General features: G+C 73.7%; 21 protein-coding genes. 10 read left to right on the top strand and 11 right to left on the bottom strand.

What is annotated here, in order from left to right:
* The first annotated feature begins 6 nt into the window (after nucleotides 1-6).
* Nucleotides 7-1263: a serine-threonine protein kinase gene (locus OG900_31850; GenBank protein ID WUH94274.1), complete on the top strand. Its 1257-nt coding sequence runs from the start codon at nucleotides 7-9 to the stop codon at nucleotides 1261-1263.
* 62 nt (nucleotides 1264-1325) lie between these two features.
* Here OG900_31850 and OG900_31845 read toward each other — a convergent pair whose 3' ends face one another.
* Genes OG900_31845 through OG900_31835 form a run of 3 tightly spaced genes read right to left on the bottom strand, consistent with a single transcriptional unit; the run spans nucleotide 1326 to nucleotide 5618 of the window.
* The gene (locus OG900_31845; protein WUH94273.1) at nucleotides 1326-4076 is read right to left on the bottom strand and encodes a penicillin acylase family protein; all 2751 of its coding nucleotides are present in this window, start codon (nucleotides 4074-4076) and stop codon (nucleotides 1326-1328) included.
* 32 nt (nucleotides 4077-4108) lie between these two features.
* Nucleotides 4109-4744, bottom strand: coding sequence for a class I SAM-dependent methyltransferase (locus OG900_31840; GenBank protein WUH94272.1), 636 nt, complete (start codon nucleotides 4742-4744; stop codon nucleotides 4109-4111).
* A 40-nt stretch (nucleotides 4745-4784) separates the two neighbouring features.
* Entirely contained in the window at nucleotides 4785-5618 is an 834-nt protein-coding gene (locus OG900_31835) for a helix-turn-helix domain-containing protein (protein ID WUH94271.1), read from the bottom strand.
* Between the two features lie 85 nt (nucleotides 5619-5703).
* Between OG900_31835 and OG900_31830 the strand changes: the two genes are divergently transcribed.
* Nucleotides 5704-6780: an LLM class flavin-dependent oxidoreductase gene (locus OG900_31830; protein WUH94270.1), complete on the top strand. Its 1077-nt coding sequence runs from the start codon at nucleotides 5704-5706 to the stop codon at nucleotides 6778-6780.
* A gap of 66 nt (nucleotides 6781-6846) precedes the next feature.
* Nucleotides 6847-7311, top strand: a complete 465-nt coding sequence (locus OG900_31825; protein WUH94269.1) for a MaoC family dehydratase — start codon at nucleotides 6847-6849, stop codon at nucleotides 7309-7311.
* Nucleotides 7312-7361: 50 nt separating this feature from the next.
* On the opposite strand, the gene OG900_31820 is transcribed toward OG900_31825, so the two are convergent.
* Entirely contained in the window at nucleotides 7362-8057 is a 696-nt protein-coding gene (locus OG900_31820) for a TetR/AcrR family transcriptional regulator (GenBank protein WUH94268.1), read from the bottom strand.
* A gap of 83 nt (nucleotides 8058-8140) precedes the next feature.
* Entirely contained in the window at nucleotides 8141-9295 is a 1155-nt protein-coding gene (locus OG900_31815; GenBank protein ID WUH96003.1) for an acyl-CoA dehydrogenase family protein, read from the bottom strand.
* A gap of 175 nt (nucleotides 9296-9470) precedes the next feature.
* On the opposite strand from OG900_31815, the gene OG900_31810 reads away from it, so the two are divergent.
* Nucleotides 9471-10118 (top strand): TetR/AcrR family transcriptional regulator C-terminal domain-containing protein, encoded by a 648-nt coding sequence (locus OG900_31810; protein WUH94267.1) that lies wholly within the window; start codon nucleotides 9471-9473, stop codon nucleotides 10116-10118.
* Between the two features lie 69 nt (nucleotides 10119-10187).
* On the top strand, nucleotides 10188-10730 hold the full coding sequence (locus OG900_31805; GenBank protein ID WUH94266.1) for a DUF402 domain-containing protein: 543 nt from the start codon (nucleotides 10188-10190) through the stop codon (nucleotides 10728-10730).
* Nucleotides 10731-10783: 53 nt separating this feature from the next.
* On the opposite strand, the gene OG900_31800 is transcribed toward OG900_31805, so the two are convergent.
* The 5 genes from OG900_31800 to OG900_31780 all read right to left on the bottom strand — a co-directional run bounded on the left by OG900_31800 (nucleotide 10784) and on the right by OG900_31780 (nucleotide 17411).
* Nucleotides 10784-11866 (bottom strand): zinc-binding dehydrogenase, encoded by a 1083-nt coding sequence (locus tag OG900_31800; GenBank protein ID WUH94265.1) that lies wholly within the window; start codon nucleotides 11864-11866, stop codon nucleotides 10784-10786.
* A 191-nt stretch (nucleotides 11867-12057) separates the two neighbouring features.
* Nucleotides 12058-13605 carry an aldehyde dehydrogenase family protein gene (locus tag OG900_31795; protein WUH94264.1) on the bottom strand — a complete coding sequence of 516 codons (1548 nt, stop codon included), beginning with the start codon at nucleotides 13603-13605 and terminating at the stop codon, nucleotides 12058-12060.
* A 186-nt stretch (nucleotides 13606-13791) separates the two neighbouring features.
* Nucleotides 13792-16029 carry a molybdopterin-dependent oxidoreductase gene (locus OG900_31790; protein WUH94263.1) on the bottom strand — a complete coding sequence of 746 codons (2238 nt, stop codon included), beginning with the start codon at nucleotides 16027-16029 and terminating at the stop codon, nucleotides 13792-13794.
* A gap of 116 nt (nucleotides 16030-16145) precedes the next feature.
* Entirely contained in the window at nucleotides 16146-16763 is a 618-nt protein-coding gene (locus OG900_31785; GenBank protein WUH94262.1) for a TetR/AcrR family transcriptional regulator, read from the bottom strand.
* Between the two features lie 6 nt (nucleotides 16764-16769).
* The gene (locus OG900_31780; GenBank protein WUH94261.1) at nucleotides 16770-17411 is read right to left on the bottom strand and encodes a TetR family transcriptional regulator; all 642 of its coding nucleotides are present in this window, start codon (nucleotides 17409-17411) and stop codon (nucleotides 16770-16772) included.
* Between the two features lie 168 nt (nucleotides 17412-17579).
* Between OG900_31780 and OG900_31775 the strand changes: the two genes are divergently transcribed.
* The 5 genes from OG900_31775 to OG900_31755 all read left to right on the top strand — a co-directional run bounded on the left by OG900_31775 (nucleotide 17580) and on the right by OG900_31755 (nucleotide 23140).
* On the top strand, nucleotides 17580-19007 hold the full coding sequence (locus tag OG900_31775) for a DHA2 family efflux MFS transporter permease subunit (protein WUH94260.1): 1428 nt from the start codon (nucleotides 17580-17582) through the stop codon (nucleotides 19005-19007).
* Between the two features lies 1 nt (nucleotide 19008).
* Entirely contained in the window at nucleotides 19009-19749 is a 741-nt protein-coding gene (locus tag OG900_31770) for an SGNH/GDSL hydrolase family protein (protein WUH94259.1), read from the top strand.
* Between the two features lie 69 nt (nucleotides 19750-19818).
* The gene (hmgA, locus tag OG900_31765) at nucleotides 19819-21126 is read left to right on the top strand and encodes a homogentisate 1,2-dioxygenase (protein ID WUH94258.1); all 1308 of its coding nucleotides are present in this window, start codon (nucleotides 19819-19821) and stop codon (nucleotides 21124-21126) included.
* Between the two features lie 5 nt (nucleotides 21127-21131).
* Complete coding sequence (locus OG900_31760; GenBank protein ID WUH96002.1) at nucleotides 21132-21878, top strand: GntR family transcriptional regulator; 747 nt, start codon at nucleotides 21132-21134, stop codon at nucleotides 21876-21878.
* 14 nt (nucleotides 21879-21892) lie between these two features.
* Entirely contained in the window at nucleotides 21893-23140 is a 1248-nt protein-coding gene (locus OG900_31755) for a DNA methyltransferase (protein WUH94257.1), read from the top strand.
* 130 nt (nucleotides 23141-23270) lie between these two features.
* Here the strand turns inward: OG900_31755 and OG900_31750 are convergent, their stop codons facing one another.
* Nucleotides 23271-23534, bottom strand: a complete 264-nt coding sequence (locus OG900_31750; GenBank protein ID WUH94256.1) for a hypothetical protein — start codon at nucleotides 23532-23534, stop codon at nucleotides 23271-23273.
* Between the last annotated feature and the right edge of the window lie 218 nt (nucleotides 23535-23752).

Genomic DNA, 23752 nt, shown 5'->3' with positions numbered 1-23752 from the left:
GGAACCATGGCCGTGACCAGTGTGCAGCCCTACTGGGACGTGACCTTCGACGCGGACGGCGACCCCGACCCCGCACAGCGCGACGCCCTGCTCGCGCACGCGGCCGACCGCACCGACCTCGTGGTCTTCGCCCACGGCTGGAACAACGACCTGTCGACGGCGTCGGCCCTCTTCGACCGCTTCTACGCGCCCTTCCCCGCGCTGCTGGCCGGCGCACCCGGCGTACGCCTCGGCTATGCCGGCGTCCACTGGCCCTCCATGCGGTTCTCCGACGAGCCCATCCCCGGATTCCCGCGCCCCACACACGCCCTGGCGACCGGGCGGGACCCGGACATCGCCACGCTCAAGCAGGTGCTGGCCGGGCACGACGCCGCAGCCGACCGGATCGAGGAGCTGCTCGCCCAGCAGCCCCCCGAGCCGGCCGCGCTGGCGGAATTCGCCGCACTGGTCCGTACGCTGACCGGCTGCACCTCACCGCGGGCCGCGGCGCTCGCCCTGGACCTCGACGGCGCGGACGCGCCGCCCGCACCGCCCGCGCTGCTCACCGGCGACCCGGCCGCCGTCTGCGCCGCCCTCAGCGACGCGATCTGCGGCATGCGGGGCGGCGAGCCCCTGCTGGGCGGGCTCACCGGGAAAGTCTGGTCCGGGGCGCGCGAACTGCTGCGGCAGGCCTCGTATTACACGATGAAGGGCCGCGCCGGCAGGGTCGGCAAAGCGGGCCTCGGCCCGCTGCTCGGCCTGCTGGCCACCCGCGCACCCGCCACCCGGGTGCACCTGGTCGGCCACAGCTTCGGGGCCCGGCTCGTCTCCTTCGCCCTCGCCGGGCTGCCGCCCGCCGCCCGCAATGTCACGTCGGTCACCCTCCTGCAAGGCGCCTTCTCGCACTCCGCGTACTCGCCGGGAGGCGCCCTCGACGGCATGCAAGCCCGTGTCCGCGGTCCTGTCGTGGCCTGCCATTCTTCGCACGACCAGGCGCTCGGCGTCTTCTACCCCCTCGCGTCGCGCCTCTCCGGCGACGACAGGTCCCTCCTGGGCGATGACGATCGCTGGGGCGCGCTCGGGCATGACGGCTTCCACCACCTGCCCGATGCTCCCGCCTTTCCGCTGTCCGCGGCCCTCACCGTCCCCTTCCCGCGCCAGGGTTGCGTCACGGTTGACGCCTCCCCCACGGTTCGCTCGGGCGGCCCCCCGTCAGGCGCCCACAGCGACATCTGCCACCCCGAGCTGGCCCACCTCACCCTCCGCGCCGCGTCCCTCCTCTGACCCCGGGGGTCCCCCGGGGTGGGCGCGGCCCCACCGCGCCCACCCCTCCGAAGTCCCCGCGGCTAGCGGTGGGACGGGAATTCCACGACTTGCTGATACGTCGGCCGGTTCTGCCAGCTGATGCGATCATCGGTGACACCGCCGAGCGGACGCTGGACGACGGAGTCGGCGCACCACTGATCGCCGGCCCCGCACCCGTCGTCACCCGGGTAGACGGAAGCCGCCGGCGCGGCCGCCGCCTGCTTGAGGGTGCTCAGCAGCACGTCACGGCAGGCACCGGCCTGCCCACCGCCGCAGTACGTGCGAGCCAGTGGCCCCGCCACAGTCTCGCCCAGCACCTTCCGGATGTCCTTGTCGACATAGCTCCACCACCCGTACTGGAAGGCGCTTCCGGCGTGCGAGCCGGTCGGCCCGTGGCCGGCGGACGGGGACTCGTCGACGGTGAGGTCGGCGGTGAGCGCGGTGTAGAGGCCGCCGCCCAGGCCCGGTTGGAATTCGCCCTGGACGAGGAGCGGCCACCACGCGTCCATGACGCGGACGGCGTCCGCGTTCGCGTAGGCGTGGGAGCCCGGCGACGTCTCGTGGCGTTTGGCGCCGGCCGCGCTCCACGCGGTCAGCTGCTGGACGGCGGCGGCCTCCTGCGGGTCGGTGACGGGCGCGCTGTTGATGACCTGGAGCAGCTCGGGCAGCACGTCCTCACCGCGCAGGTCGGTCAGCGCGGCGTCGTCCATCGCCTTGACCAGTGCCGACCTGGTGACGCCGCCGGTGTGGACCAGGGCCTTGACGCGGTCGTCGAGGAGGTCGGCGCGGTGCACCGCGCCGTTCCCGAAGCCGGCCGAGGTGTAGCCGGCGGCCTGCTTGTTGTTCCACGAGACGTAGTAGTCCTGGTCGACGGACTGCGGGTGCTGCGCCGGCGGCGTGTAGGACGCCGTGTTGGTCACCGGGTCCCAGCCGCGCCAGTCGTACGCGGCCTGTGCCCAGACCGGGAAGGACGCGTCGACGCCGTCGGCCCGTACCGGGTTGGTGCCGCTGTTGTAGTAGGCGGTCTGCCGGGAGTCGGCGTAGAACCAGTTGAAGGTGTAGTTGATGTCCTGCGTGGCCCGCTGGAAGGACGCCGCGTCGTGGACGAAGCCGGGGTCGTTGAGTTCCTGGAAGCCCAGGATCGAGTCGGCCTCGTGGCGGTAGGAGCTGCGCAGCTGCGTATAGGCGACGGCTTTGCCGCCGACCGTGGCGCGGTATTCGACCGGTCCGTAGGCGGTCCGCCAGATCTGCATGCGGTAGGAGCCCGCGGCGGTGGAGTCGGCGAGCGTCGGCTTCCAGGAGTTGGTGCGCTCCAGCTTCTCCATGGCGACGCAATTGCCGTGGAATATGTAGTGCGTGGCGTCCTGGCACAGCTCCACGGCGTAGGTGTCGGTGACGTCCTGGGAGGCGGAGGTCGCGCTCCAGGCGTAGTCCTGGCCGCGGCCCAGCTCGATGTACATTCCCAGGCCGGCGAAGGACGCGCCGCGGGCGCTGATGCCGGGGCCCTGCAGCTCCTGGAGCATCAGCAGCTGTGGCGCGAAGTAGCCGGTCTGCGGGCCGAAGACGGCGACGGGGTGGCCGCTCGCGGTGTGGGCGCCGCTGACGACCAGGGCGTTGGACATGCCCTTCTTGGTGGAGAAGAGGTTGCCGGGCAGCACTCCCGGGTCGGCGGTGGTGGCCTGGGTGGCGCCACCGGTGGCGTCGTAGACGAGCGGCTCGGCGACGACCGAGCCGGGGTCGGGCAGTGCTTCGCCCTGGGCGGCGGCCGGCTTGCCCGCGTAGGGGAAGCTGGTGCCGTCGTGGACGGTGGCGGTGGCCTCGGGGTCGTCGCGTTCGCGGAAGGACTCCCAGACCTTGGTGCCCTCGGTGACGCCGTACTGCTGCTGGGCGGCCAGCAGGGACAGCGCCGACTGCACCTCGCCGCCGCCTCCGGTGCCGAAGAGCGCGCCGACGACCGAGGCGAGCGCGATCAGGTCGGTGAGTTTGAAGGGGTCGATGGTGCCGGCGTTGGTGATGGCGTCGACGTGCCCGGTGAGCACGTATTCGCCGGGGAAATACCGCCCGTTCTTCGACGCGGTGATATACGCGTTGATTCCGTCGACGTAGGCCTGGGCGTCGGCGAGGGCCTGCTGCCCGCGGGCGCCGCCGGAGTTGGCGAGCTGGTCGACCTGCGACTGGAGGTCGGCCTCGGTGTAGGGGGCCTGCCGCCAGAACTCCTGCTCCAGGCCGCGGTTGGCGGCGGCGCCGCCGGCGAACGACGACAGCTGGCCGCGGCCCACGTGCCGGAAGAGGTCCATGAGCCAGAGCCGGTCCTGCGCGGCCGCGTATCCCGCGCCGAATTCGGTGCCCTGCCGGGTGGCGCCCTTGATGTGCGGCACCCCGGTCTTCTTGTCCCGGGTGATCGTCACGTCCGAGCGCGGGCTGGAGACGGAGGCGATCTGGCTCGGCGGCACACCGAAGGACGAGTCGTTGAAGAAGGAGGTGATGGTGGCGTCGGTGAGGTTCTGGTAGCCGTTCGCGAGGTCGGCGTAGGGGCCGAGCTGGTCCGAGGTGTGCGCGGGCCTGGTGCCGAGTGCCTTGTTCGCCAGGATGTCGGCAAGGGTGGCGTTGCCGTTCTCGCCTGGCGGCAGGATGTCGGCGCACTGCCCTGCGCAGTAGTCGCCCGGGTCTGCGGCGTGCGCTGCCGGTGGCACCGGGGCCACCAGGGTCGCCGCGAGCGCCAGGAGTGCGCCTGCGGTGGCCGTTCTCAGCGTGCCGATCCTGCCGATCCGTCGTGGGGTCCGTAGCGGCATGTCTGCTCCTTCCGGAAGCCGGTGCGCGGAGGTTACCGCCGGTACACCGCCCCCGGAAGATGAACATGCGTCAGGTTTTCGGTTTCCTCACAACTCGGCCGGTACGTGCGCGCGCTCAGCCGGCCGCGCGCAGCACGAACACGCCCCAGCCCACATAGCGGCGGTTCCACTCCAGATGCGCGCGGCGGGCGTGGTCGAGGAAGGCGCGCATGTCGGCCGCGTCCGGGGGGCGGCTCCGTCCAGTACGGCTCGCCGATCAGCATCAGGCCGCCGGGCCGCAGGGCGGGGCGCAGCAGGTCGATCGTCCCGGCCAGGCCGCCGCCGATCCAGGTGGCGCCGATGCAGGACGCCACGTCGTAGGCGCCGGGCTCCGCCTTGTAGGCTCCTGCGTCGCCGCGCTCGAAACTCACCCTTTCGGAGACGCCGAGTTCGGCCGCCCGCTCCCTGGCCGCGGTCAGGAAGACCTCACTGAGGTCGACGCCGACCCCGCCGGTGCCGTACTTCTGCGCCCACCGGGTGAGCATCTCGCCCTTGCCGCACGCCAGGTCGAGCTGCCGCTGCCCGAGCTCCAGCCGGCAGATGTCACCGAGCAGCATCAGCTTCTCCTCGGTGATGGGATTGAGGATGCGGTGGCGGGATTCGGCGATCTCGTGGTGGCGCAGGCTCATACGGCTCCTCGGTCATGTGCCCGGCTCTCCCGCCGGTCCTTCAGGCATCCTTTCGCAGGGCGTCCGCCGTGGCGCGGTCGGCCGGCAGGAAGGCCTCCAGCTTCAGCTCGGCAATGGTGACGTCGGCCGCGGTGGCGAAGACCGCGACGGTGGTCATCAGCCGCAGCAGCCCGCGGCCGGCCGAATCCAGCTGCATGGGCACGGTGAAGCCCAGCACCGCGTCGGCGCCCGCGCCCTGCCCTGTCGCGGCACCCGGCGCCGGCGTCAGCGGCGGTACATAGCCGGCGAGTTCGTCGTGCAGAGCCGCCAGCCGGTCGTCCGGATTGCGCCGCTGCTCCTCGCGCAGCGCCTCGATGACATGGCGGGCCCACTGCGGGAAGTTGCGGATCCGCGGCGCCATGCCCGCCGGATGCAGCGCCAGCCGCAGGATGTTCGCCCGCGGCCCGAGCAGCGCGGGGTCGGCGCCCTCGGTCATCACCCCGAAGGCGGAGTTGGCGCCGACCAGCTCCCCGTAGCGGTCCACGATGATCGCCGGATAGGGCAGGTGCCCGGTCAGGATGTGGTCGAGCGCTTCGAGCGCCGGGGCCAGCGCCGGATCGTCGAGGTCGCGCTGCGGGTGCACCGGCGCGTATCCGGCGGCCAGCAGCAGGCCGTTGCGCTCCCGTAGCGGCAGCGCGAGCGAGTCGGCGATCCTGGCGACCAGCGCGCGCCCCGGCGCCGACCTGCCGTTCTCGATGAAGCTGATGTGCCGCTGGGTGGTGCCCGCGCGCAGCGCCAGCTCCAGCTGGCTCAGCCGGCGGCGGCTGCGGCTGGCACGCAGCGCCTGCGGGAAGGGCTGCGCGGCGGCCGGGGCGAGGGTCCGAGGGGCGTCCACGGCTCCTTTCTAACCCGGTGGGCGGGCGGCGGCCATTCCCTGCCGGGAATTGAGGCGATGCCCGCGGCCGCGCACCCTCGGCCGTATGACAAGCACGTTCACCGAGAACACCGAAAGCACCAGCGGCTCGGCCGTCGAGGCCGTACGGATGGGCGTCTTCGTGCCCAGCACGAAGGCCCAGTGGAGCGGGCACACCGACCCCCGGGAGGTCGTCTCCTTCGGGGTGCGCGCCGAACGCACCGGCTTCGACTCGCTGTGGGCCACCGACTCGCTGCTCACCCCCCGCCTCGAAGCGCTCACCGTGCTGGCCGCGCTCGCCGCCGTGACCGGGCGCGTGACGCTGGGCACCGGGGCCCTGCTGCCCGCGCTGCGCACGCCCGTCCAGGCCGCGCAGACCATCGCCTCGGTCGACCTGCTGTCCGGCGGGCGGCTGGTGCTGGGCGTCGGCGCCGGCTTCCCCGGCCGCTTCGGGCAGCCGGTCTACGCGATGGCCGGCACCCCGTGGCCGCGGCGCTTCCGGCGGCTGGACGAGACCGTGGAGCTGTGGCGCCGGCTGTGGAGCGGCGAGGGACCGGTGTCTTACCACGGCGAGGTGCTGCACTTCGACGACATCGCGCCCGGCACCCGCGCCTTCCGCCCGGGCGGCCCGCCGGTGTGGCTCGGCGGCGCCACCCCGGCCGCGCTGGCCCGCACCGGGCGCCTCTACGACGGCTGGATGCCCTATCCCCCGGACCCGGCCGACTTCGGTACGGGGCTGGCCGCGATCCGCACCGCCGCGGGCGAGGCGGGCCGCGGTGACGCCCCGATCACTCCGGCGCTGTTCGTGAACACCTTGATCACGGACGCGGCGGACGGCGGGCGCGCGGCCCTGGACTCGTACGCGCGGGCCAACTACGGGCTGCCGGTCGAGGAGATGGAGACGATCCAGGCGGTGGCGGCGGGCACGCCGGAGGCGGTGGTGGAGAAGCTGGGGCGCTATGTGGCCGAGGGGGCGCGGCATCTGATCCTGCGCATAGCGGTCCTCGACATCCCGGCCCAGACGGCCCAGATGGACCGGCTGGCGGCACTGCGGCCCGCGCTGAACGCGCTGCTCGCGGACGTGCGCGGCGTGCCGGACGCGGCGGGCGTACGACCGGACACGGCGGGAGTGCGGCGGCGTTGACAGCGGGGGTCACCGGAATCATGCTGAGCAAGCGCTTGGAAACCTATGACCCCGGAGGCCTCGACCATGTCCCAGCAGCCCCGCGTCTTCGCTTCGCCCGACGAGCTGCGGGCCGCCGTCGGCGAGCAGCTCGGCTGGACGGACTGGCTGGAGATCGACCAGAAGCGCATCGACGCCTTCGCCGAGGCGACCGGTGACCACCAGTGGATCCATGTCGACCCGGAGCGCGCGGCCGAGGGCCCGTTCGGTACGACGATCGCGCACGGCTTCCTGACGTTGTCGCTCATCCCGTCGCTGACCCCGCGGCTCTTCCGGGTCGACGGCGTGCGGATGGGCGTCAACTACGGCGTCAACAAGGTGCGCTTCCCCTCCCCCGTCCCGGTCGGCTCCCGGCTGCGGGCGACCGCGGTGGTGGCGGAGCTGACCGAGGTCGGGGGCGGCCTGCAACTGGTGACCCGGGTGACGATCGAACGCGAGGGCGGCGACAAGCCGGTGTGCGTGGCCGAGACGGTGGCCCGCTTCTACCTCTGACACCTCCGGCGCCTCCGGCACCTCCGGCGCCTCTGACTGGGGCCCGGGGCCTACCCCTGCTCGGCCGGGAGGTCGGGAAGGGCCTGCAGGCCGTGCCCGCCCGGGTCGGCCCCGTCCTGGTCGTCCACGGGCCCGCCCCCCGCGCGGACCATCCGCAGCACCAGGTCGGCGTAGAGCGCGCCGACCTCGTCGGGCGTACGCCGGCCGGCCGGGTTGAACCAGCGGGCCACGTCGATGCACAGCGACAGGACGGCCAGCGTGGTTCCGGGCACCTCGGGCACGTCGAAGTCCCCCGCGGCCACCCCCTCGGCGACGATCGTGCGGATCGCCTCCTCGCTCCGCCGCCGCAGCGCGACGATCTCGGCGTAGTGGTCGGGGGCGAGCGCGCCGAGTTCGTACTGCACCACCCGCCCGGTGGTGTGGTGCTCGGCGTGCCAGCGGACGAAGGCGCGTACGGCCGCGGCGAGCCGGTCGGCCGCGCCGCCGTCGCCGTCCCGCGCCTCGCAGAGCATGCCGAGCGAGCGCTGATGGCCGACCCGGCTGATCTGGTAGAGCAGCTCTTCCTTGGTCTTGTAGTGGATGTAGAGCGCCGCCGGGCTCATCCCGGCCCGGCCCGCGATGTCCCGGGTGGTGGTGGCGTGGTAGCCGCGTTCGGCGAACGCCTGGACCGCGGCGATCACCAGCCGCCTGGCGGCGTCGGGGGTGATGTCCTCCCACGCCTCGCCGGTTGCCGCCTCCGCACTCATCGCACGCTCCTCTGACCCGGTCGGTTGACAGGGTCACACCCTACCTGCCGGGTGAGCAAGCGCTTAGCCTCCGTGCCGTCCGCTCAGAAGGCCGACACACCGGTGAGCGACCGGCCGATCAGCAGCTTGTGTATCTGGCTCGTGCCCTCGTAAAGGGTCATCACGCGGGCGTCCCGCAGCAGCTTGCCGACCGGGTAGTCGTCGATGTAGCCGTAGCCGCCGAAGACCTGGAGCGCGTTGTTCGCACAGCGCACCGCGGCCTCGCCGGCGTGCAGCTTGGCCAGCGACGACTCGGTCGCGAACGGCTGCCCGCGGTCGATCAGGTCGGCGACCTGCCAGGTCAGCAGCCGCGAGGTGGCCACGTCGACCGCGATGTCGGCGAGCATCTCCTGCACCAGCTGGTGCCCCGCGATCGGCACCCCGAACTGCTCGCGCTGCCCGGCGTACCCGACCGCCGCGTCCAGGCACGCCTGTGCGATGCCGACACAGCCTGCCGCGACCGACATCCGACCCTTGGCCAGCGCCGACATCGCCACCGAGAAGCCCTTGCCCTCGGGCCCGAGCAGGGTGTCCGCGGGCACCCGCGCACCGTCCAGCACGATCTCGGCCGTCGGCTGGCCGCGAAGGCCGAGCTTGCCGTGGATGGCGCGGCGGGTGAGGCCCGGCGTGTCGGTGGGCACCAGGAAGGCGCTGACGCCGCGGTGCCCGTCCCCGGCGCCGCCGGTGCGGGCGAAGAGCAGCACGACGTCGGCCCAGGTCCCGTTGGTGATGAAGGTCTTGCCGCCGGTGATGACGTACGCGTCCCCGTCGCGCACCGCGCGGGTGGTCAGGTTCGCCGCGTCGGAACCGGTGCCCGGCTCGGTGAGGCCGAAGCAGCCGATCGCCTCGCCCGAGGCCAGCCGCGGCAGCCAGGCCCGCTTCTGCCGCTCGGTGCCCCAGTGCGCGATCGACTTGGCGACCAGGCCGAGGGAGACCGACATGATGCCGCGCACGGACGAGTCCGCGCGGCCCAGCTCCTCGGTGACCAGGCAATACGCCAGGTGGTCGCCGCCGGAGCCGCCGTATTCCTCGGCAATGGTCAGGCCGAGGAAGCCGACCGCGCCGAGCTTCTTGACGATCGCGCGGTCCACGGCCTCCGCGCGGTCCCACTCCGCGGCATGGGGGGCGACCTCGCGGTCGGCGAAGTCCCTGGCCAGGGCCTTGACGGCGGACTGCTCCGCCGACAGCCCGAAATCCACTGCCATTTCCGCTCCCTCACCGCACCCGCCATCGGGTTGCCCTCATGCCGCACCGATATCTGGACGGCGTTCGCACCGGGTTCCGGACGGGGCTCGTCCGGGGTACTGGACGCGCTCGCGCCCGCTCGAAACTACCACCGCTAGTTTTCAGCGGGCAGCCCCTACTATGTGCCGCATGGCCCGCCCCCGCAAGCCCCTGCTCAGCCGCGACCGCATCGTGACGGCGGCGCTCGCGCTCATCGACGGCGAGGGCCTGGCGGCGCTGTCCACCCGGCGGCTGGCGGCGGAACTCGGGGTCAGCGGGCCGTCGCTCTACAACCACTTCGCCACCAAGGAGGCGATACTCGACGCGGTCGCGGACGCGGTGGTCGACCAGGTCGACCTGTCGATGTTCAGCGGCGGCCGGAACTGGCGGCAGGCACTGCTCGACTGGGGCCGCTCCTATCGCGCGGCCCTGACCGAGCACCCGAACATCGTCCCCTTCCTCGCCACCGGCCCCGGCCTGCGTCCGGCGGGCCTGCGGATGGCCGACGCCGTCTTCGGCGGCATGGTCGAGGCGGGCTGGCCGCCTGCCCAGGCCACCCGGATCGGCGCCCTGATGCGGTATTTCGTCACGGGCTCCGCGCTCGGCTCCTTCGCGGGCGGCTTCGTGGGAGACGCGGACGCCTACGACCCCGCCGACTACCCGCACCTGGGGCAGGCCCACCTCCTGGCCAGGAACCGGGAACGGGTCGACGAGGGCGCCTTCGAGACCGGCCTGCGGGCGCTGCTCGACGGCCTGGCGCTGCAATATGCGGACGCGGTCGCGGACGCCGACAGCTGACAAGCGGCCAGCGGCTGAGGAGCCGCCGGCGGCTGACGCGGGGCCGGTGGCGCCTGGCAGGATGGCGCCATGTCGACAACGGATTCAGCTCCGGCGGGCGCGCAGCGGCTCGTCCAAGTCAACTACCGCAAATACGACGGCACATTGCACTGGAATCTGCGGATGCGCCACCTCGGCGAGGACGAGCACGGGATCTGGCTGGGCCTGCCCGCGGACAGCGTGATGCGCAAGGGCCACAGCCCCGAGGTGTCGATCTCCGAGGCCCATGTGCTGCTCTTCCCGCGCGAGGCGTGGTGGACGGCGACCTTCAACGGGGCACCGCGAAGAACCGAGATCTACTGCGACATCACCACCCCGCCGCGCTGGCCGTCGCCGGACGAGGTCACCATGGTCGACCTCGACCTCGATGTGCTGCTCAAGCGCGCCACGTCGCAGCCGATCCTGGTCGACGAGGACGAATTCGCCGAGCACCAGGTGCGCTACGGCTACCCGGCCGATGTGATCGCCGCGGCCCAGGATTCGGCCGACTGGCTGATGGACGCGGTCGCGGAGGCCCGGGGGCCCTTCGGCGGGGCGCACAAGGCGTGGCTGGCGAGGGTGGGCGGGGCGTAGGGCCTCGCGGATCGGCCCACGGGGTCGGTTCCCTGGGGCCACCGGGCGGGCGGTCAGAAGACGACCAGCGCCCTGCCGCCGCGGCCCGCGGTCATCGCCTCGAACGCGGCGGGGATGCCGTCGAGGCCTATGTGCTCGGTGACCATGCCGGACAGGTCGAGGCGGCCCTCGCGTACGTGCCCGGCGAGGACGGGGAGATCCCGCGCCGGGTCGCAGTTGCCGTACACACACCCCGACAACGTCCGGCCGAAGTAGAACAGCTCCAGCGCGGAGAAGGTGACTTTCTGGTCCTGGCCGCCGATCCCGACCACGGTCGTACGCCCGCCGCGCCGCGTGGACGACCAGGCGGTGCGGATGGTGTCGGCCCGGCCCACGCACTCGACGGCGACGTCGGCGCCATGGCCGCCGGTGAGGCCGCGGACCCGCTTGGCCGTGTCCTCGCCCGCGACGACGAAGTCGGTGGCACCTGCGGCGATCGCCAACTCCTCCTTGCCGGGCGCGACATCGACGGCGATGATCCGCTCCGCGCCCGCGATCCTGGCGGACTGCAGCACCGCGAGACCGACCCCGCCCACGCCGTAGACGGCCACCGACTCGCCGGGACGTACGGCCGCGGAATGGTGCACCGCTCCGTAGCCGGTGAGCACCGCGCAGCCGAGCAGGGCCGCGTCGGTCAGCGGCACACCGTCGGGCAGCGGGAGGACGGCCCCGGCGGCGACCACGGTCTCCTCGGCGAAGACGGCGGTGCCCAGGCCCGGGTGCAGCGCGCTGCCGTCGGCGGCGAGGGTGGCGTAGGGGACCGCCGCGGCATTGCCGGAGTTGGCGCACAGCCACACTTCGCCGAGCCCGCAGAAATGGCAGCTGCCGCAGGCGGGCGCCCAGTTGAGCACCACCTTGTCGCCGGGTGCCACCCGGCCGACGCCCTCGCCGACGGCGACGACCGTGCCGGCGCCCTCGTGGCCGAGCACGGCCGGGACGGGCTGGCGGAGGGTGCCGTCGGACAGCGAGAGGTCGGAGTGGCAGACCCCCGCGGCGGCGAGCCGTACCCGCACCTGGCCGGGGCCCGGCTCCGGCAGGTCGATCTCGGTGACGACCAGCGGCGCGTTGACGGCTGGCAGGACGGCTGCGCGGACCACGGGGTCTCCTGACCGGTTCGGCGATGTGTCGTTTTGTCGGTACGTCGGTTGACGTCGGTACGTCGGTTGACGTCGGTACGTCGGTTGACGTCGGTACGTCAGTCGTACGGGTGCCGGGCGCGGGTCCTGTGCGGGTCCCCGGCCGGTGTTACGGGCCGGTGTTACGGGCCGCCCCAGGGCCGCCCCGGACGTCAGAACTGCAGCGACTTCGTCTGGAGGTATTCGGCCAGGCCGTGCGCGCCCAGCTCGCGGCCGACCCCGGACTGCTTGTAGCCGCCGAAGGGCGCCCGCGGGTTGAACCGGCCGCCGTTGATGTCCACCTGGCCGGTGTCCATCCGGCGGGCGAAGGCGACGGCGGACTCCTCGTCGGCGCCCCAGACCGCGCCCGCCAGCCCGTAGACCGTGCCGTTGGCGATCCGCAGCGCGTCCTCCTCGTCGTCGTAGCGGATCATGACGACGACCGGGCCGAAAATCTCCTCCTGGGCGATCGCCATACCGGGCTCGACGTCGGCGAAGACGGTGGGCCGGACGTAGTAGCCGGTCTCCAGGCCCTCGGGGGCCTCGGGGCCGCCCGCCACGATCCTGGCACCCTCGTCGAGGCCGCGCAGGATGTACCCGCGCACCCGGTCGCGCTGCTTGGCATTGACGACCGGGCCGAGCCGGTCGCCCGGCACGTACTTGGCCGCGGCGGCCGTGGCTATGGCGACGGCTTCGTCGTAGCGCGCGGCGTCGACCAGTATCCGTGTCCAGGCGCTGCACGTCTGGCCGGAGTTCGCGAAGACGTTGGCCAGCCCGACGTTGACGGCGCGGGCCAGGTCGGCGCCCGGCAGGATCACGTTCGCCGACTTGCCGCCCAACTCCAGGGCGACGCGCTTGACGGCGGCGCCCGCCGTGGCGCCGATCTGCCGCCCGACCGCGGTGGAGCCGGTGAAGGACACCAGGTCCACGCCCGGGTGCTCGGCGAGCGCCTGGCCCGCGACCGGGCCGAGTCCGGTGACCAGGTTGAAGACTCCGGCGGGCAGTCCCGCCGCGGCCAGGATGTCGGTGAAGAGCTGCGCCACCAGCGGGGTGTCCTCGGCGGGCTTGAGCACCACCGTGCAGCCGGCGGCGAGCGCGGGGGCGACCTTGGCGACGATCTGGTGCAGCGGGTAATTCCACGGCGTGATCGCGCCCACCACGCCGACCGGCTCCTGGAGCACCCGGGAATTGCCGACCCGCTCCTCGAAGGGGTGGGCCGCGGCCAGCTCGGCGTAGGAGGCCATCACCGCGGTGGGGAGGTCGGCGTGCACGGCGGTGGCGAAGGCCATCGGCGCGCCCAGCTCCGCCGACACGGTGGCGGCGACCTCCTCCCGGCGCGCTGCGAGCAGGTCGCGGGCGGCGCCGAGGACGGCGGCGCGCGCCTCCGGCGGGGTGGCCGCCCAGCCGGGCAGCGCCGCGCGGGCGGCGCTCACTGCGGCGTCCACGTCCTGCGCGGTGCCGGCCGGCACGCGCCCGATGACCTGCTCGGTGGCCGGATTCACGACGTCGATCGTGCCGTCGGCGGCGGCGGGCCGCCATGCGCCGCCGATGAAGAGCGCCTCCCGCCCGCGGTGGATCCCGGCCCCGCCGCCCACCTGGCCCGCGCCGCCCGCACGCGCCGCGCCGCCCACCTGGCCTGCGTCCCCCGCCCGACCCGCGCCGCCTACAGCGCCCGCCGGGTCCGAAGTATCCGCCGTGTCCGTGCCACCGTCGTCAGCCATGCCGTCCACCTGCCGCCTTCCGAGTCGCCACTGCGTCCGACGCCCAAACTAGCGCCGATAGTTTTACCTTGCCAGGGCCCGTCGTATGCCCTCGGTCACCCGTGGGCCGGGCACGGGTGCGCAGGCCGGCCGCAGGCCCGCTGTGACAGCTCTGCGGTCCCGTCCACCGTGATGAGGGTGTGCCGGTCAGCCGGCCGCCTCCACCTGTATCGGGAAGCCGTTGAGCACCGCCGTGCCGGACAGCGGGTCGAGGCGGCTGCCGTCAAGCAGCTGGTTGACATTGACCCCGGGTTCGCGGGAGGCGGCGGTCAGCCGGGTGCCGGTGCGGTCGTGGCCCCAGCCGTGCGGCAGGCACACCACGCCGCGGCGCAGCGTGTCGGTGATCTCGACCGGCGCGGTGATCTCGCCGCCGTCGCCCTTGATGCGGGCGAGCGCGCCCTCCCCCAGGCCGAGCCTCGCGGCGTCCTCGGGGTGCAGCTGAGCGGTGCAGCGGTTGCTGCCGCCGGTCAGGACCGGCACATTGTGCATCCAGCTGTTGTTCGACCGCAGGTGGCGGCGCCCGATCAGGACCAGCGACCGCCCGTCGGCGCCGTCGGCCACCGCGGCGCGAAGGCGCGGCACATCGGCGGCGATCGGCGGCGCGGCCAGCTCGACGGTGCCGGAAGCGGTGCGCAGCACATGGGGCAGCCGCGGGCCCAGCGGTCCCAGGTCGATGCCGTGCGGGTGGTCGAGGAGCCGGGCCAGGGTGAGGCCTTCCGGGTCGGCGCCGAAGCCGTCGCCGTAGGGGCCGAGCCGCAGCATCAGGTCGAGCCGCCGCTCGTAGCCGGTGCGCCCGCCGAGCAGCGCGGCCACTTCCGCGGCGTCCCTGCCGTGGACCGGGGAGTGCGGATCGGCGGTCTCGGAGCCGAGCCTGCGCGCGATCGCCTGGCCGTCGACCAGCGCCGGGTCGGCGTCGGGGCCGCCCTGGCCGAGGACCGCGAGGATCAGCCGGGCCAGGATCTCCGGCTCGTCCGGTGCGCCGGCGGCGAGCGGCACGGCGGGCCGGCTGTAGCGGACGGTGTTGCGCACCGCGAGCGTGCTGAAGGCGAAGTCGTAGTGCGCGCTGCGTGCCGGCGGGGGCGGCGGCAGGACGACATGGGCGTGCCGTGACGTCTCGTTGAGATACGGGTCGACGCTGACCATGAAGTCCAGCCCGGCCAGGGCGCGGTCCGTGCGCAGGCCGTCGGGCGCGGAGAGCACCGGGTTGGACGCCACCACGATCAGCGCGCGCAGGCGGCCCTCCCCCGGCGTGTCGATCTCCTCGGCGAGGGCCGCGGTGGGCAGTTCGCCCTTGACCTCGGGGTGGCCCGACACGCGGCTGCGCCACCGCCCGGTGGTGAAGCCCTTGCCGGGGCGGGGCGGCCGGGGCGCTCTTGCGGTGGCCGAGAGCGGGAACATCGCGCCGCCGGGCCGGTCCAGATTCCCTGTCAGCACATTGAGCACGTCGACCAGCCAGCTCGCCAGGGTGCCGAATTCGACGGCGGTGCTGCCCAGCCGCCCGTAGACCGCGGCCCGCTCGGCGGCGGCAAGCTCCCTTGCCAGGGTGCGGATGTCCTCGGCGGGAACGTCGCAATATGCGGCGACCGCCTCGGGGGTGAAGTCCGCGGCGAGGTCGCGGACCTCCGCCACGCCGCTGAGGTGTGGTGCCAGGGGGCCCGGGTCGGTGAGCCCTTCGGCGAACAGCACCTGCACCATGGCGAAGAGCAGTGCCGCGTCCGTGCCCGGCCTGGGTGCCACATGGCGGTCGGCCGCCGCGGCGGTCCTGGTGCGGTTGGGGTCGATGACGACCAGCCGTCCGCCGCGCCGCCGCAGCGCCTTGAGCTTGCCGGGGAAGTCGGCCGCGGTGGCCAGGCTGCCGTTGGAGACCAGCGGGTTGGCGCCGATGAGCACCAGGTGGTCGGTGCGGTCGAGGTCGGGCACGGGGATCGCGTTGGGGTCGCCGAACAGGTAGCCGGAGCTGACGTGCTTGGGCATCTGGTCCAGGGTGCTGGCGGTGAAGACGCTGCGGGTGCGCAGCGCCCCGACCAACTGCGCGGGGTAGAGCGCGCCGGCCATCGTATGGACGTTGGGATTGCCCAGGACCAGGCCGACGGCCTCGCCGCCGTGCGCGCCGCTGACCGCGCCGATGCCCGCCGCGACGGCCTCGAAGGCCTCGGCCCAGCTCGCCTCGGCCAGCCGGCCCTCCCTGCGCACCAGCGGCCGGGTGAGCCGGTCGGGGTCGGCGTCGAGCGCGCCGAAGGAGGCGCCCTTCGGGCAGACGAAGCCGGCGCTGAAGACGTCGTCGCGGTCGCCGCGGGCGTGCGTGACCCGCTCCTGGTCGATCGTCAGGACGAGGCCGCAGGTGGCCTCGCACAGCGGGCAGATACGCAGAGCGGTACGGGTCATCGGTGACTCCCCCTGGACGGCGGCGGCAGTGGCGCGCGTTCGTCTTCGACATTACCGATCGGTACTGACAACGACACTACTCGGCGGTACTGACAGCCGTCCCGGGGCGGCCGCGGTCAGTCGAGAACCGTCGCCAGATAGGCCAGGACCAGCCGCTGGGTCTCGGCGACGACCCGGGGGTCGCCCGCCGGGTCGGTGCGGAAGGCCAGCCGGAGCGCGGCGTCCGCGGCCTCGACGGCGACCACCAGCGCGAGCCGCAGCCGCGGGTCGGAAGGGTCGGTGGTGAGCCGGTCGCCGAGCAGGGCGGGCAGCCGCTCGGCGAGGTCGTGGTTGCTCTCGCCGGGCACACCGAAGTCCAGCAGGGCGAAGCCGGGGGCGGTGCGCTTCATCGCGGTGTATTCGTCGACCAGCACCTCGACGGCGGCACGCCAGCCGTCGCCGGAGCCCGGCTCGGCCAGCCGCGCCGCGGTCCGGTCGAGGAAGTCGTCCAGATTGCGGTGGGCGAGCGCGTCGGCCATCGCGCGCTTGTCGGCGAAGAAGCGGTAGACCGAGCCGATCGGCACCCCGGCTCGGGCGGCGACCGCCCTGGTGCTGAGCCGCTCGTAGCCGGCCTCGTCGAGGAGTTGGGCGCAGGCGTCCAGGATCCGCTCCAGCCGCTCGGTGCTGCGCCGCTGCACGGGCGCGCGGCGCAGCAGGCCGCCGTCGGCTCCGGGTGCGCCCGTAGTGCCCGCCATCCGCGGTCAGTTCCCGGCGGCGAGCGCGTCGAAGAGCTTGCGCAGGTCGGCGAGCGCGTCGCGCAGCGCCGCCTGCGGGTCGGCGGTCCTGACGATCGCCATGGCGCTCTCGCTGAGGCCGCCGTAGAGCATCGAGGTCAGCGGGTCGGCGGGGCGTTCGGGGATGGCGCCCTTCCTGATGGCCCGTGCGATGCCCTTGTGGGTCAGCTCGCGGCAGTTGACGCCCAGGTCCCGCATGGCCTCCCAGCCCAGGGCGCCGGGCGCGTCGAAGAGCGTGATGCGCTGCACCTCGGGGTCGAGCGCGGCCTCCAGGTAGGCGCGGGAGCCCGCGAAGACCGCTTCCCACGGGTCGGCGGCGAGCGCCGTGTAGGCGGCGGTGATACGGGCGGAGAGGCGTTCCTGCTCGCGGGTGTAGACGGCACTGAAGAGCTGCTTCTTGCCGGCGAAGTGGTGGTAGAGCGCGCCCTTGGTCACACCGGCGCGCTCGCAGACGGCGTCCAGCGAGGTGGCCGCGTAGCCGGCGGTCGCGAAGAGCGTCCGCGCGGCCTTCAGCAGGTCCTCGACGGTCGCGTCGGAGCGTTCGCGCTGGGTCGGGCGTACGCGCGGCCGCCGCTCGCCGCTGTCTGTCGCCGTACGCGCTGTCGCCACGGCCACCCTCCTGTCCTGCCGGCCTGCGGCGCCGGTGTCCGCGCCGCGCTGCCCCCGTTCTCGTCGATCCGCTGTCCACCCTAGCCAAAGCCGGTGGTTGACAGTCACATACCTTCGGTATGTATGTTTCATACCGTCAGTATGTTACTCGACGAGGCAAGGACTGCCATGTCCTCACCCGCTTCCACCTCTTCCGCACCGCCCGCGGCGGACCCGCCGTCCGCGGGCGGCACCGGCGCGCGACCCGGCGTCGTGCTGCTGCTCAGCGCGGGGGCGACCTTCATCGCCTTCCTCGACACCACCGTTGTCAACGTCGCCTTCCCCGACCTCGCCGCGGGCTTCCCCGGCGACCGGGTCTCCGACCTGTCGTGGGTGGTCAGCAGCTACGCGGTGCTCTTCGCCGCGCTGCTGACGCCCGCCGGCCGGATCGCCGACGCCTTCGGCCGCAAGAAGCTCTTCCTGTCCTCGCTGGCCGGCTTCACGGTGGCGTCCGCGCTGTGCGCCTGCGCGCCGGATCTGCCGTGGCTGATCACCGCCCGCGCACTTCAGGGCGCGACCGCCGCGGGCATGATCCCGGCCGCGCTCGGCCTGCTGCTCGCCACGACCCCGCCGCAGCGCCTCCCCGCGGCGATAGGCGCCTGGGGAGCGGCGGGCTCGATGGCCACCGCGGCCGGGCCCGCGCTCGGCGGCGTCCTGGTCGACGCCTTCGGCTGGCGGGCCGTCTTCCTGATCAACGTGCCGGTGGGCGCGGCCCTCGTCCTCGCCGGGATACGCGACCTGCCCGAGTTCACCGGGGCGCAGCGGCGGCTCCCCGACCCGCTGGGCACCCTCACGGTCACGGCGGGCATCGCCCTGCTGGTGCTCGGGCTCACCAAGGGCAGCGACTGGGGCTGGACCGGCGCGGCCACGGTGGCGACCGTGGCGGGCGGCGCCGCCCTGATCGCCGTCGCCCTGGTCCGCTCCACGCGGCATGCCGCACCCGCCGTCGAGACCGCCCTCTTCCGCAACCGCACCTTCGCGGTCGCCTCGGCCGCCGCGGCCTTCACCGGCGCGGCCCTCTTCGGCTGGCTCCTGAGCAGCCCGCTGTTCCTGACCACCGTGTGGCACTACTCGGTGCTCAAAGCCGGCTTCGCCGTCACCCCGGGCGCACTGACCTCGGCGATCGCCGCCGTCGCGGTGGGCAAGCGGGCCAGGCCGCACCAACTCCCGGCCGTGGTCGCGGTTTCCATGGCCGCCTTCGCCGCCATGGATGTGTGGGCGTATCTCGACCTGGGTACGGACACCCGCTTCCTGACGCTGTGGCTGCCGATGGGCCTGGTCGGCGGCGCGGCCTTCGGCGCCGCCCTGACCGCGCTGTCCACCGCGGCCGCCAGGTCGCTGCCACCGCGGCAGTTCGCCTCCGGGGTCGGCATGACCACCACGGCGCGGCAGCTGGGCGGTTCCCTGGGCATCGCGGCCACCGCGTCGGTGATCGCCGCGCACGGGATCGCAGGACCGCAGGCGTATCGCGACGTCTTCGCCGTCTGCGGCGCGCTGGCCGTGGTCGCTGCCCTGGTGGGCCTGGCCATGGCCCGCACCCTGGCGAAGGAGTCCTGACGTGATCAGCGCATGGGGCGCCGCCCCGCGGCCCGCCGCCGGCTGGGCCGCCGCCTACCCCGCGGAGGCCGCCGACCCGCACTGCCTGGGCGACGGCGAGGGCGCGGAACTGCTGCGCGGCGCGCCCTGGCGGCGCTTCGCCGTGGTGGGCGACAGCCTCGCCGAGGGCCTGGGAGACCCGCTGCGCGGCTACCGCACGGCGTCCTGGGCGGACCGGACCGCGGAGGCGTTGCGCCGCGTCGCGCCCGACGCGGTCTACGCCAACCTCGGCCTGCGCGGCCTGACCACCGCCCAGGTGCGCGCCGAGCAGGCGGACCGGGCCGCCGCCTTGGCGCCCGACCTGGTCGCGGTGGTCTGCGGTGGCAACGACCTGCTGCTGCCCGGCTTCTCCCCCGCCGCGGTCGCCCGCGAGATGGACCTGCTCTTCCGCCGGCTCGCCACCCCCGGCACCACGCTGGTCGCCTTCGCGCTGGCGAATGTGGCCGCGGCGGTGCCCGAACTGCGCGGCGGGCCGCTGGAGGAGGGCGTCGCGCTGCTCAACGGCATCGTCCGCGAGGCCGCACGGCGGCGGGGGGCGGTGCTGGTCGAGATGTACGACCACCCCGCGGTCGGCGACCGCGACCTCTACAGCGCCGACCTCGTGCACGCCTCCGCGCGCGGCCACGCGGTGATCGCCGCGGCGACGATACGGGCGCTGAGCAGGGATATCGCGGCCGGGTCCGCGGGTTGTCCACAGGCCTGAGGCGGGGGTTGCCGTCCTGATTCCTATGGTTCAGCATAGGAATCAGGACGACGACGCGGGGAGCGGATCATGGACATCGGCCAGGACGGCAGGGGCCTCGACTATTCGGCGGGCTTCGGGAACGAGCACAGCAGCGAGGCCGTGCCCGGCGCGCTGCCGGTCGGGCGCAATGCGCCGCAGCGCGCCCCCTTCGGGCTGTATGCCGAGCAGTTGAGCGGCACCGCCTTCACCGAGCCGCGCGCGCACAACCGGCGCAGCTGGCTCTACCGGATCCGGCCGTCCGCCGCGCACCCCCCTTTCCACCGGGTGCCGAACGGGTCGCTGCGCAGCGGCCCATTCCAGGACGTGGAGCCCGATCCGAACCGGCTGCGCTGGGGCCCGCTGCCGCTGCCCGCCGAGCCGACCGACTTCGTGCAGGGCCTGGCCACCGTCGGCGGGAATGGCGACGTGCTGCGCCGCGAGGGCATCGGCATCCACTGGTATGCGGCCAACCACTCGATGCGGGGCCGGGTGTTCTCCTCCTCCGACGGGGAGTTCCTGATCGTGCCGCAGGAGGGCGCGCTGCTGCTGCGGACCGAGCTGGGGCTGCTGCGCGCCGAGCCGGGCCAGGTCGCGCTGGTCCCGCGCGGGATCCGCTTCCGGGTCGACCTGCCGGACGGCACCGCCCGCGGCTATGTGTGCGAGAACTACGGGCGGCCCTTCCAACTGCCCGAGCTGGGCCCCATCGGCGCCAACGGGCTGGCGAACGCCAGGGATTTCCTCGCCCCGGTCGCCGCCTATGAGGACGGCGACGAGGAGACCGACGTCATCAACAAATTCGGCGGCAATCTGTGGTCGGCGCGCTACAGCCACTCGCCGCTCGACGTGGTCGCCTGGCACGGCAGCCATGTGCCGTATCTCTACGACCTGCGCCGGTTCAACGTGCTGGGGTCCATCAGCTACGACCACCCCGACCCGTCGATCTTCACCGTGCTGACCTCGCCGTCCGACACCCCGGGGCTCGCCGGCGCGGACTTCGTGGTCTTCGCGCCGCGCTGGCTGGTCGGCGAGGACACCTTCCGGCCGCCGTATTTCCACCGCAATGTGATGTCGGAGTTCATGGGCCTGGTCGAGGGCGCCTACGACGCCAAGGCCGAGGGCTTCGTGCCCGGCGGCGCCTCGCTGCACAACATGATGTCGGCGCACGGCCCGGACCGGACCACCTTCGACCGGGCCAGCACCGCGGAGCTGGTCCCCCAGCGGGTCGACGACGGGCTGGCTTTCATGTTCGAGACCCGCTGGCCGGTCGTGCCCACCGACTTCGCCCTGTCGGCGGGCCATCGCCAGCAGGGCTACGACACGGTGTGGGAGGGGCTTGCGAGAAACTTCCCGCTGTGACGGCCATGACCTCCTTCGCCCCCGACTCCCTGGTCCTGAACCGCAAGCTGCCGCTGTGGTATCAGGTCTCCCAGTCGCTGCGCGCCTCGATACTGGGCCGCCGGCCGGAGGACCCGCTGCGGCTGCCGACCGAGGACGACCTCGCCGGGCACTACGGCGTCAGCGTGCTCACCATGCGCCAGGCGCTGAAGGAGCTGGAGGAGGAGGGCCTGATATCGCGGCACCGCAGGCGCGGCACCTTCATCGAGCCGGCCGCGCTGCGCGGCGCCCCGGTCAAGCTGCTCGGCTCGGTCGACGCGATCGTGGCCCAGCAGTCCGGCGGGCGCACCGCGGTCCTCCAGCACGGGCCCGCGCCGCTGCCGCCGGAGATGGGCGAGCACTTCCCCGATCTGACGGAGGCGGTCGCCTACCGGCGGCTGCGCTGCGACGAGTCGGGCGAGCCCACCAACTGGGCGGAGAATTTCGTCCGGCCGGAGCTGGCCGCCAGGATCGATCTGGCGGACCTGGAGCGCTGGCCGATGACGAAGGTGCTGCGTGATGTGCTGGGGGTCAGGATCAGCCGGATCACCGACACCGTGGAGGCGCGGCTGGCGGTCCCGGAGACCGCCCGGCTGCTCCAGGTGCCGCTGCTGAGCCCGATCCTGCACTACACCGGGGTCACCTACGACGAGTCGGGCCGGGCGGTGGACGTGGTGCGCATCCACTACCGGGGCGACCGGTTCTCCTTCACCGTGACCATGGAGGCGCGCTGAGCGGCGTCAGTAGCATGAATGCGGTGAGCGACGACGCGCCTTTGCTGCACGATGTGATGCCGTGGTCCGTGCGCCCGCTGCGGATCGGCCGCGGCTGGCCCATGGCGCCGGACGCCGCCACGCTGCGGGAGCGCTGGGCGCTGCTCACCGCCGAGCGGGGCGAGGCGGAGCGGGCCGCGCTGCTGCACCCCACCCGGGCACGCGGACTGCACAGCCGGGTCGCGCAACTGCCCGGCCACCGCACCCCGACCACCGCGCTGGCCCGGGAGGACGGCCGCTGCCCCGAGCCGGTCCTGGTCCAGCACGGCGCCCACGACCGGCAGTGGCTGATACCCGACCACCGGCTGATCGACGCCGCACGGCCCGAGTTGTGGCGGGTGCTCGACGACGAGCAGGTCTTCGCGGTGGAGCAGGCGTATCTGCCCGAGGTGCGCGAGCCGGCCGTGGCCTTCTGCGCGCTGCTGCCCGACGGCCGGTCCCCCGCGGGCCGCCCCGGCCGGATACGCCCGCTCTTCCGGCAGCCGGGCGGCCGGGACCCCAACCTGGCGCCCGGTCTGGTCGAACTGCTGTCGGAGCGGCTGGGCACCGGCGTCACCGCGCGGGACGTGCTGGCCTGGGTCGCCGCCGCGGCGCGGCCCGCACCCGGCGGCAGCGAGGTGCCCTTCCCCGCCGACCCCGGCGACTGGCGGACCGGCCTCGCGCTGGGCGGCCGGCTGCTGTGGCTGCACACCCGCGGCGCCCGGTTCGCCGACCCGGCCACCGGGCGCGACCCGGGTGCGCCGCGGCTGCCCGGCGGCAGCCGGCCCTACGTCCGGGCGCCGCTGCCCGCGGCGCCGGGCGCGGAAGAGCTGGAGTACGACCGCGACCAGCGCGAACTGCGGATCGGGGAAGGCCGGATCTCCCCGGTGTCCCCCGCCGCCTGGGACCGTACGGCCGGCGGAGTGCGGGTGCTCGACGCGTGGTGGGAGCGGCGTACGGCGGTGGGCGCACCGGGTTCGCTGGAGGCGCTGCGGCCGCCGCGCTGGACCCGGTCCTGCACCTCGGATCTGCTGGAGGTGGTCAGCGTCCTGACCCTGCTCGCCGACCTGGACGCGGCACGGCACGCCCTGGCCGGCCGGCTGTCGGAGCGGCCGGGGCGCACCGTCACCGCGACGGCACTGCGGGACGCCGGAGTGCTGCCGGTGCCGGCGGCCAGGCGCAGGCCGGCGTCCGTACTCGACCACCGTGAGGAGGGACCTGACGGTCAGTTCGCGCTGGTGTGAGGGCAGCGGGACACCGGAGTCCGGAGCCGCGGGGCCGGCCGGCGGGGAGAGGCGGGCACGGCCGAGGCGGCGGTGGGGACGAGGGCGCACCGAGGCACCGCGGGAGAGCAGCGCGATCAGCGAGGACCGCTCAGCGGCGGTTGCCGAAGAGCGATCTGCGCAGCCGGCGCAGCGGGGCGAAGAGCGAGACCCGGGCACCACGATTCGCCGTGGTGTGGACGGTGTTGCGCGAGGTCAGCTCCCGCATCAGCACGGTCGCTTCCTCGGTCTCGCGCTGCGGCAGGGCCGGCCCGGCCAGTATCGCCAGATGCCGGTCGAGACGCGCACTGGACGCACCCGTTCCCGCACTGATGGCAGGCACTCTGGGCCTGCCGTGCATCGCTATCTGTTCCATGACTCTCCCCACCCTGACGAGGGCACCCGGCACGGGCAGGCTAACCCTATCGCCCCGCCACGTCACGTGCGCATCCCCCGTCCGACCCGGATGCCCGATTCACCGTCATCTCAAGGGTGTTGACGCGCTCCGGGTTCCGCAGTCGAACAGTGGCAGGAACCGTACACCTGTTCTTCCGGCGCCGCTGACCACGGGCGGGCGGGCGTCCGAGTGCGCCG

Origin of the sequence: Streptomyces sp. NBC_00433, from assembly GCA_036015235.1 — a bacterium.
Taxonomy (GTDB): domain Bacteria; phylum Actinomycetota; class Actinomycetes; order Streptomycetales; family Streptomycetaceae; genus Actinacidiphila.
This window is presented reverse-complemented; position numbering and strand designations above follow the sequence as displayed.

Coding starts and splice junctions, on each gene's coding strand:
- OG900_31750 (WUH94256.1), bottom strand. CDS start 23,534: ATGGAACAGATAGCGATGCACGGCAGGCCCAGAGTGCCTGCCATCAGT.
- OG900_31775 (WUH94260.1), top strand. CDS start 17,580: ATGTCCTCACCCGCTTCCACCTCTTCCGCACCGCCCGCGGCGGACCCG.
- OG900_31850 (WUH94274.1), top strand. CDS start 7: ATGGCCGTGACCAGTGTGCAGCCCTACTGGGACGTGACCTTCGACGCG.
- OG900_31790 (WUH94263.1), bottom strand. CDS start 16,029: ATGACCCGTACCGCTCTGCGTATCTGCCCGCTGTGCGAGGCCACCTGC.
- OG900_31785 (WUH94262.1), bottom strand. CDS start 16,763: ATGGCGGGCACTACGGGCGCACCCGGAGCCGACGGCGGCCTGCTGCGC.
- OG900_31760 (WUH96002.1), top strand. CDS start 21,132: ATGACCTCCTTCGCCCCCGACTCCCTGGTCCTGAACCGCAAGCTGCCG.
- OG900_31820 (WUH94268.1), bottom strand. CDS start 8,057: ATGAGTGCGGAGGCGGCAACCGGCGAGGCGTGGGAGGACATCACCCCC.
- OG900_31845 (WUH94273.1), bottom strand. CDS start 4,076: ATGCCGCTACGGACCCCACGACGGATCGGCAGGATCGGCACGCTGAGA.
- OG900_31830 (WUH94270.1), top strand. CDS start 5,704: ATGACAAGCACGTTCACCGAGAACACCGAAAGCACCAGCGGCTCGGCC.
- OG900_31755 (WUH94257.1), top strand. CDS start 21,893: ATGAATGCGGTGAGCGACGACGCGCCTTTGCTGCACGATGTGATGCCG.
- OG900_31825 (WUH94269.1), top strand. CDS start 6,847: ATGTCCCAGCAGCCCCGCGTCTTCGCTTCGCCCGACGAGCTGCGGGCC.
- OG900_31805 (WUH94266.1), top strand. CDS start 10,188: ATGTCGACAACGGATTCAGCTCCGGCGGGCGCGCAGCGGCTCGTCCAA.
- OG900_31840 (WUH94272.1), bottom strand. CDS start 4,744: ATGAGCCTGCGCCACCACGAGATCGCCGAATCCCGCCACCGCATCCTC.
- OG900_31810 (WUH94267.1), top strand. CDS start 9,471: ATGGCCCGCCCCCGCAAGCCCCTGCTCAGCCGCGACCGCATCGTGACG.
- hmgA (WUH94258.1), top strand. CDS start 19,819: ATGGACATCGGCCAGGACGGCAGGGGCCTCGACTATTCGGCGGGCTTC.
- OG900_31795 (WUH94264.1), bottom strand. CDS start 13,605: ATGGCTGACGACGGTGGCACGGACACGGCGGATACTTCGGACCCGGCG.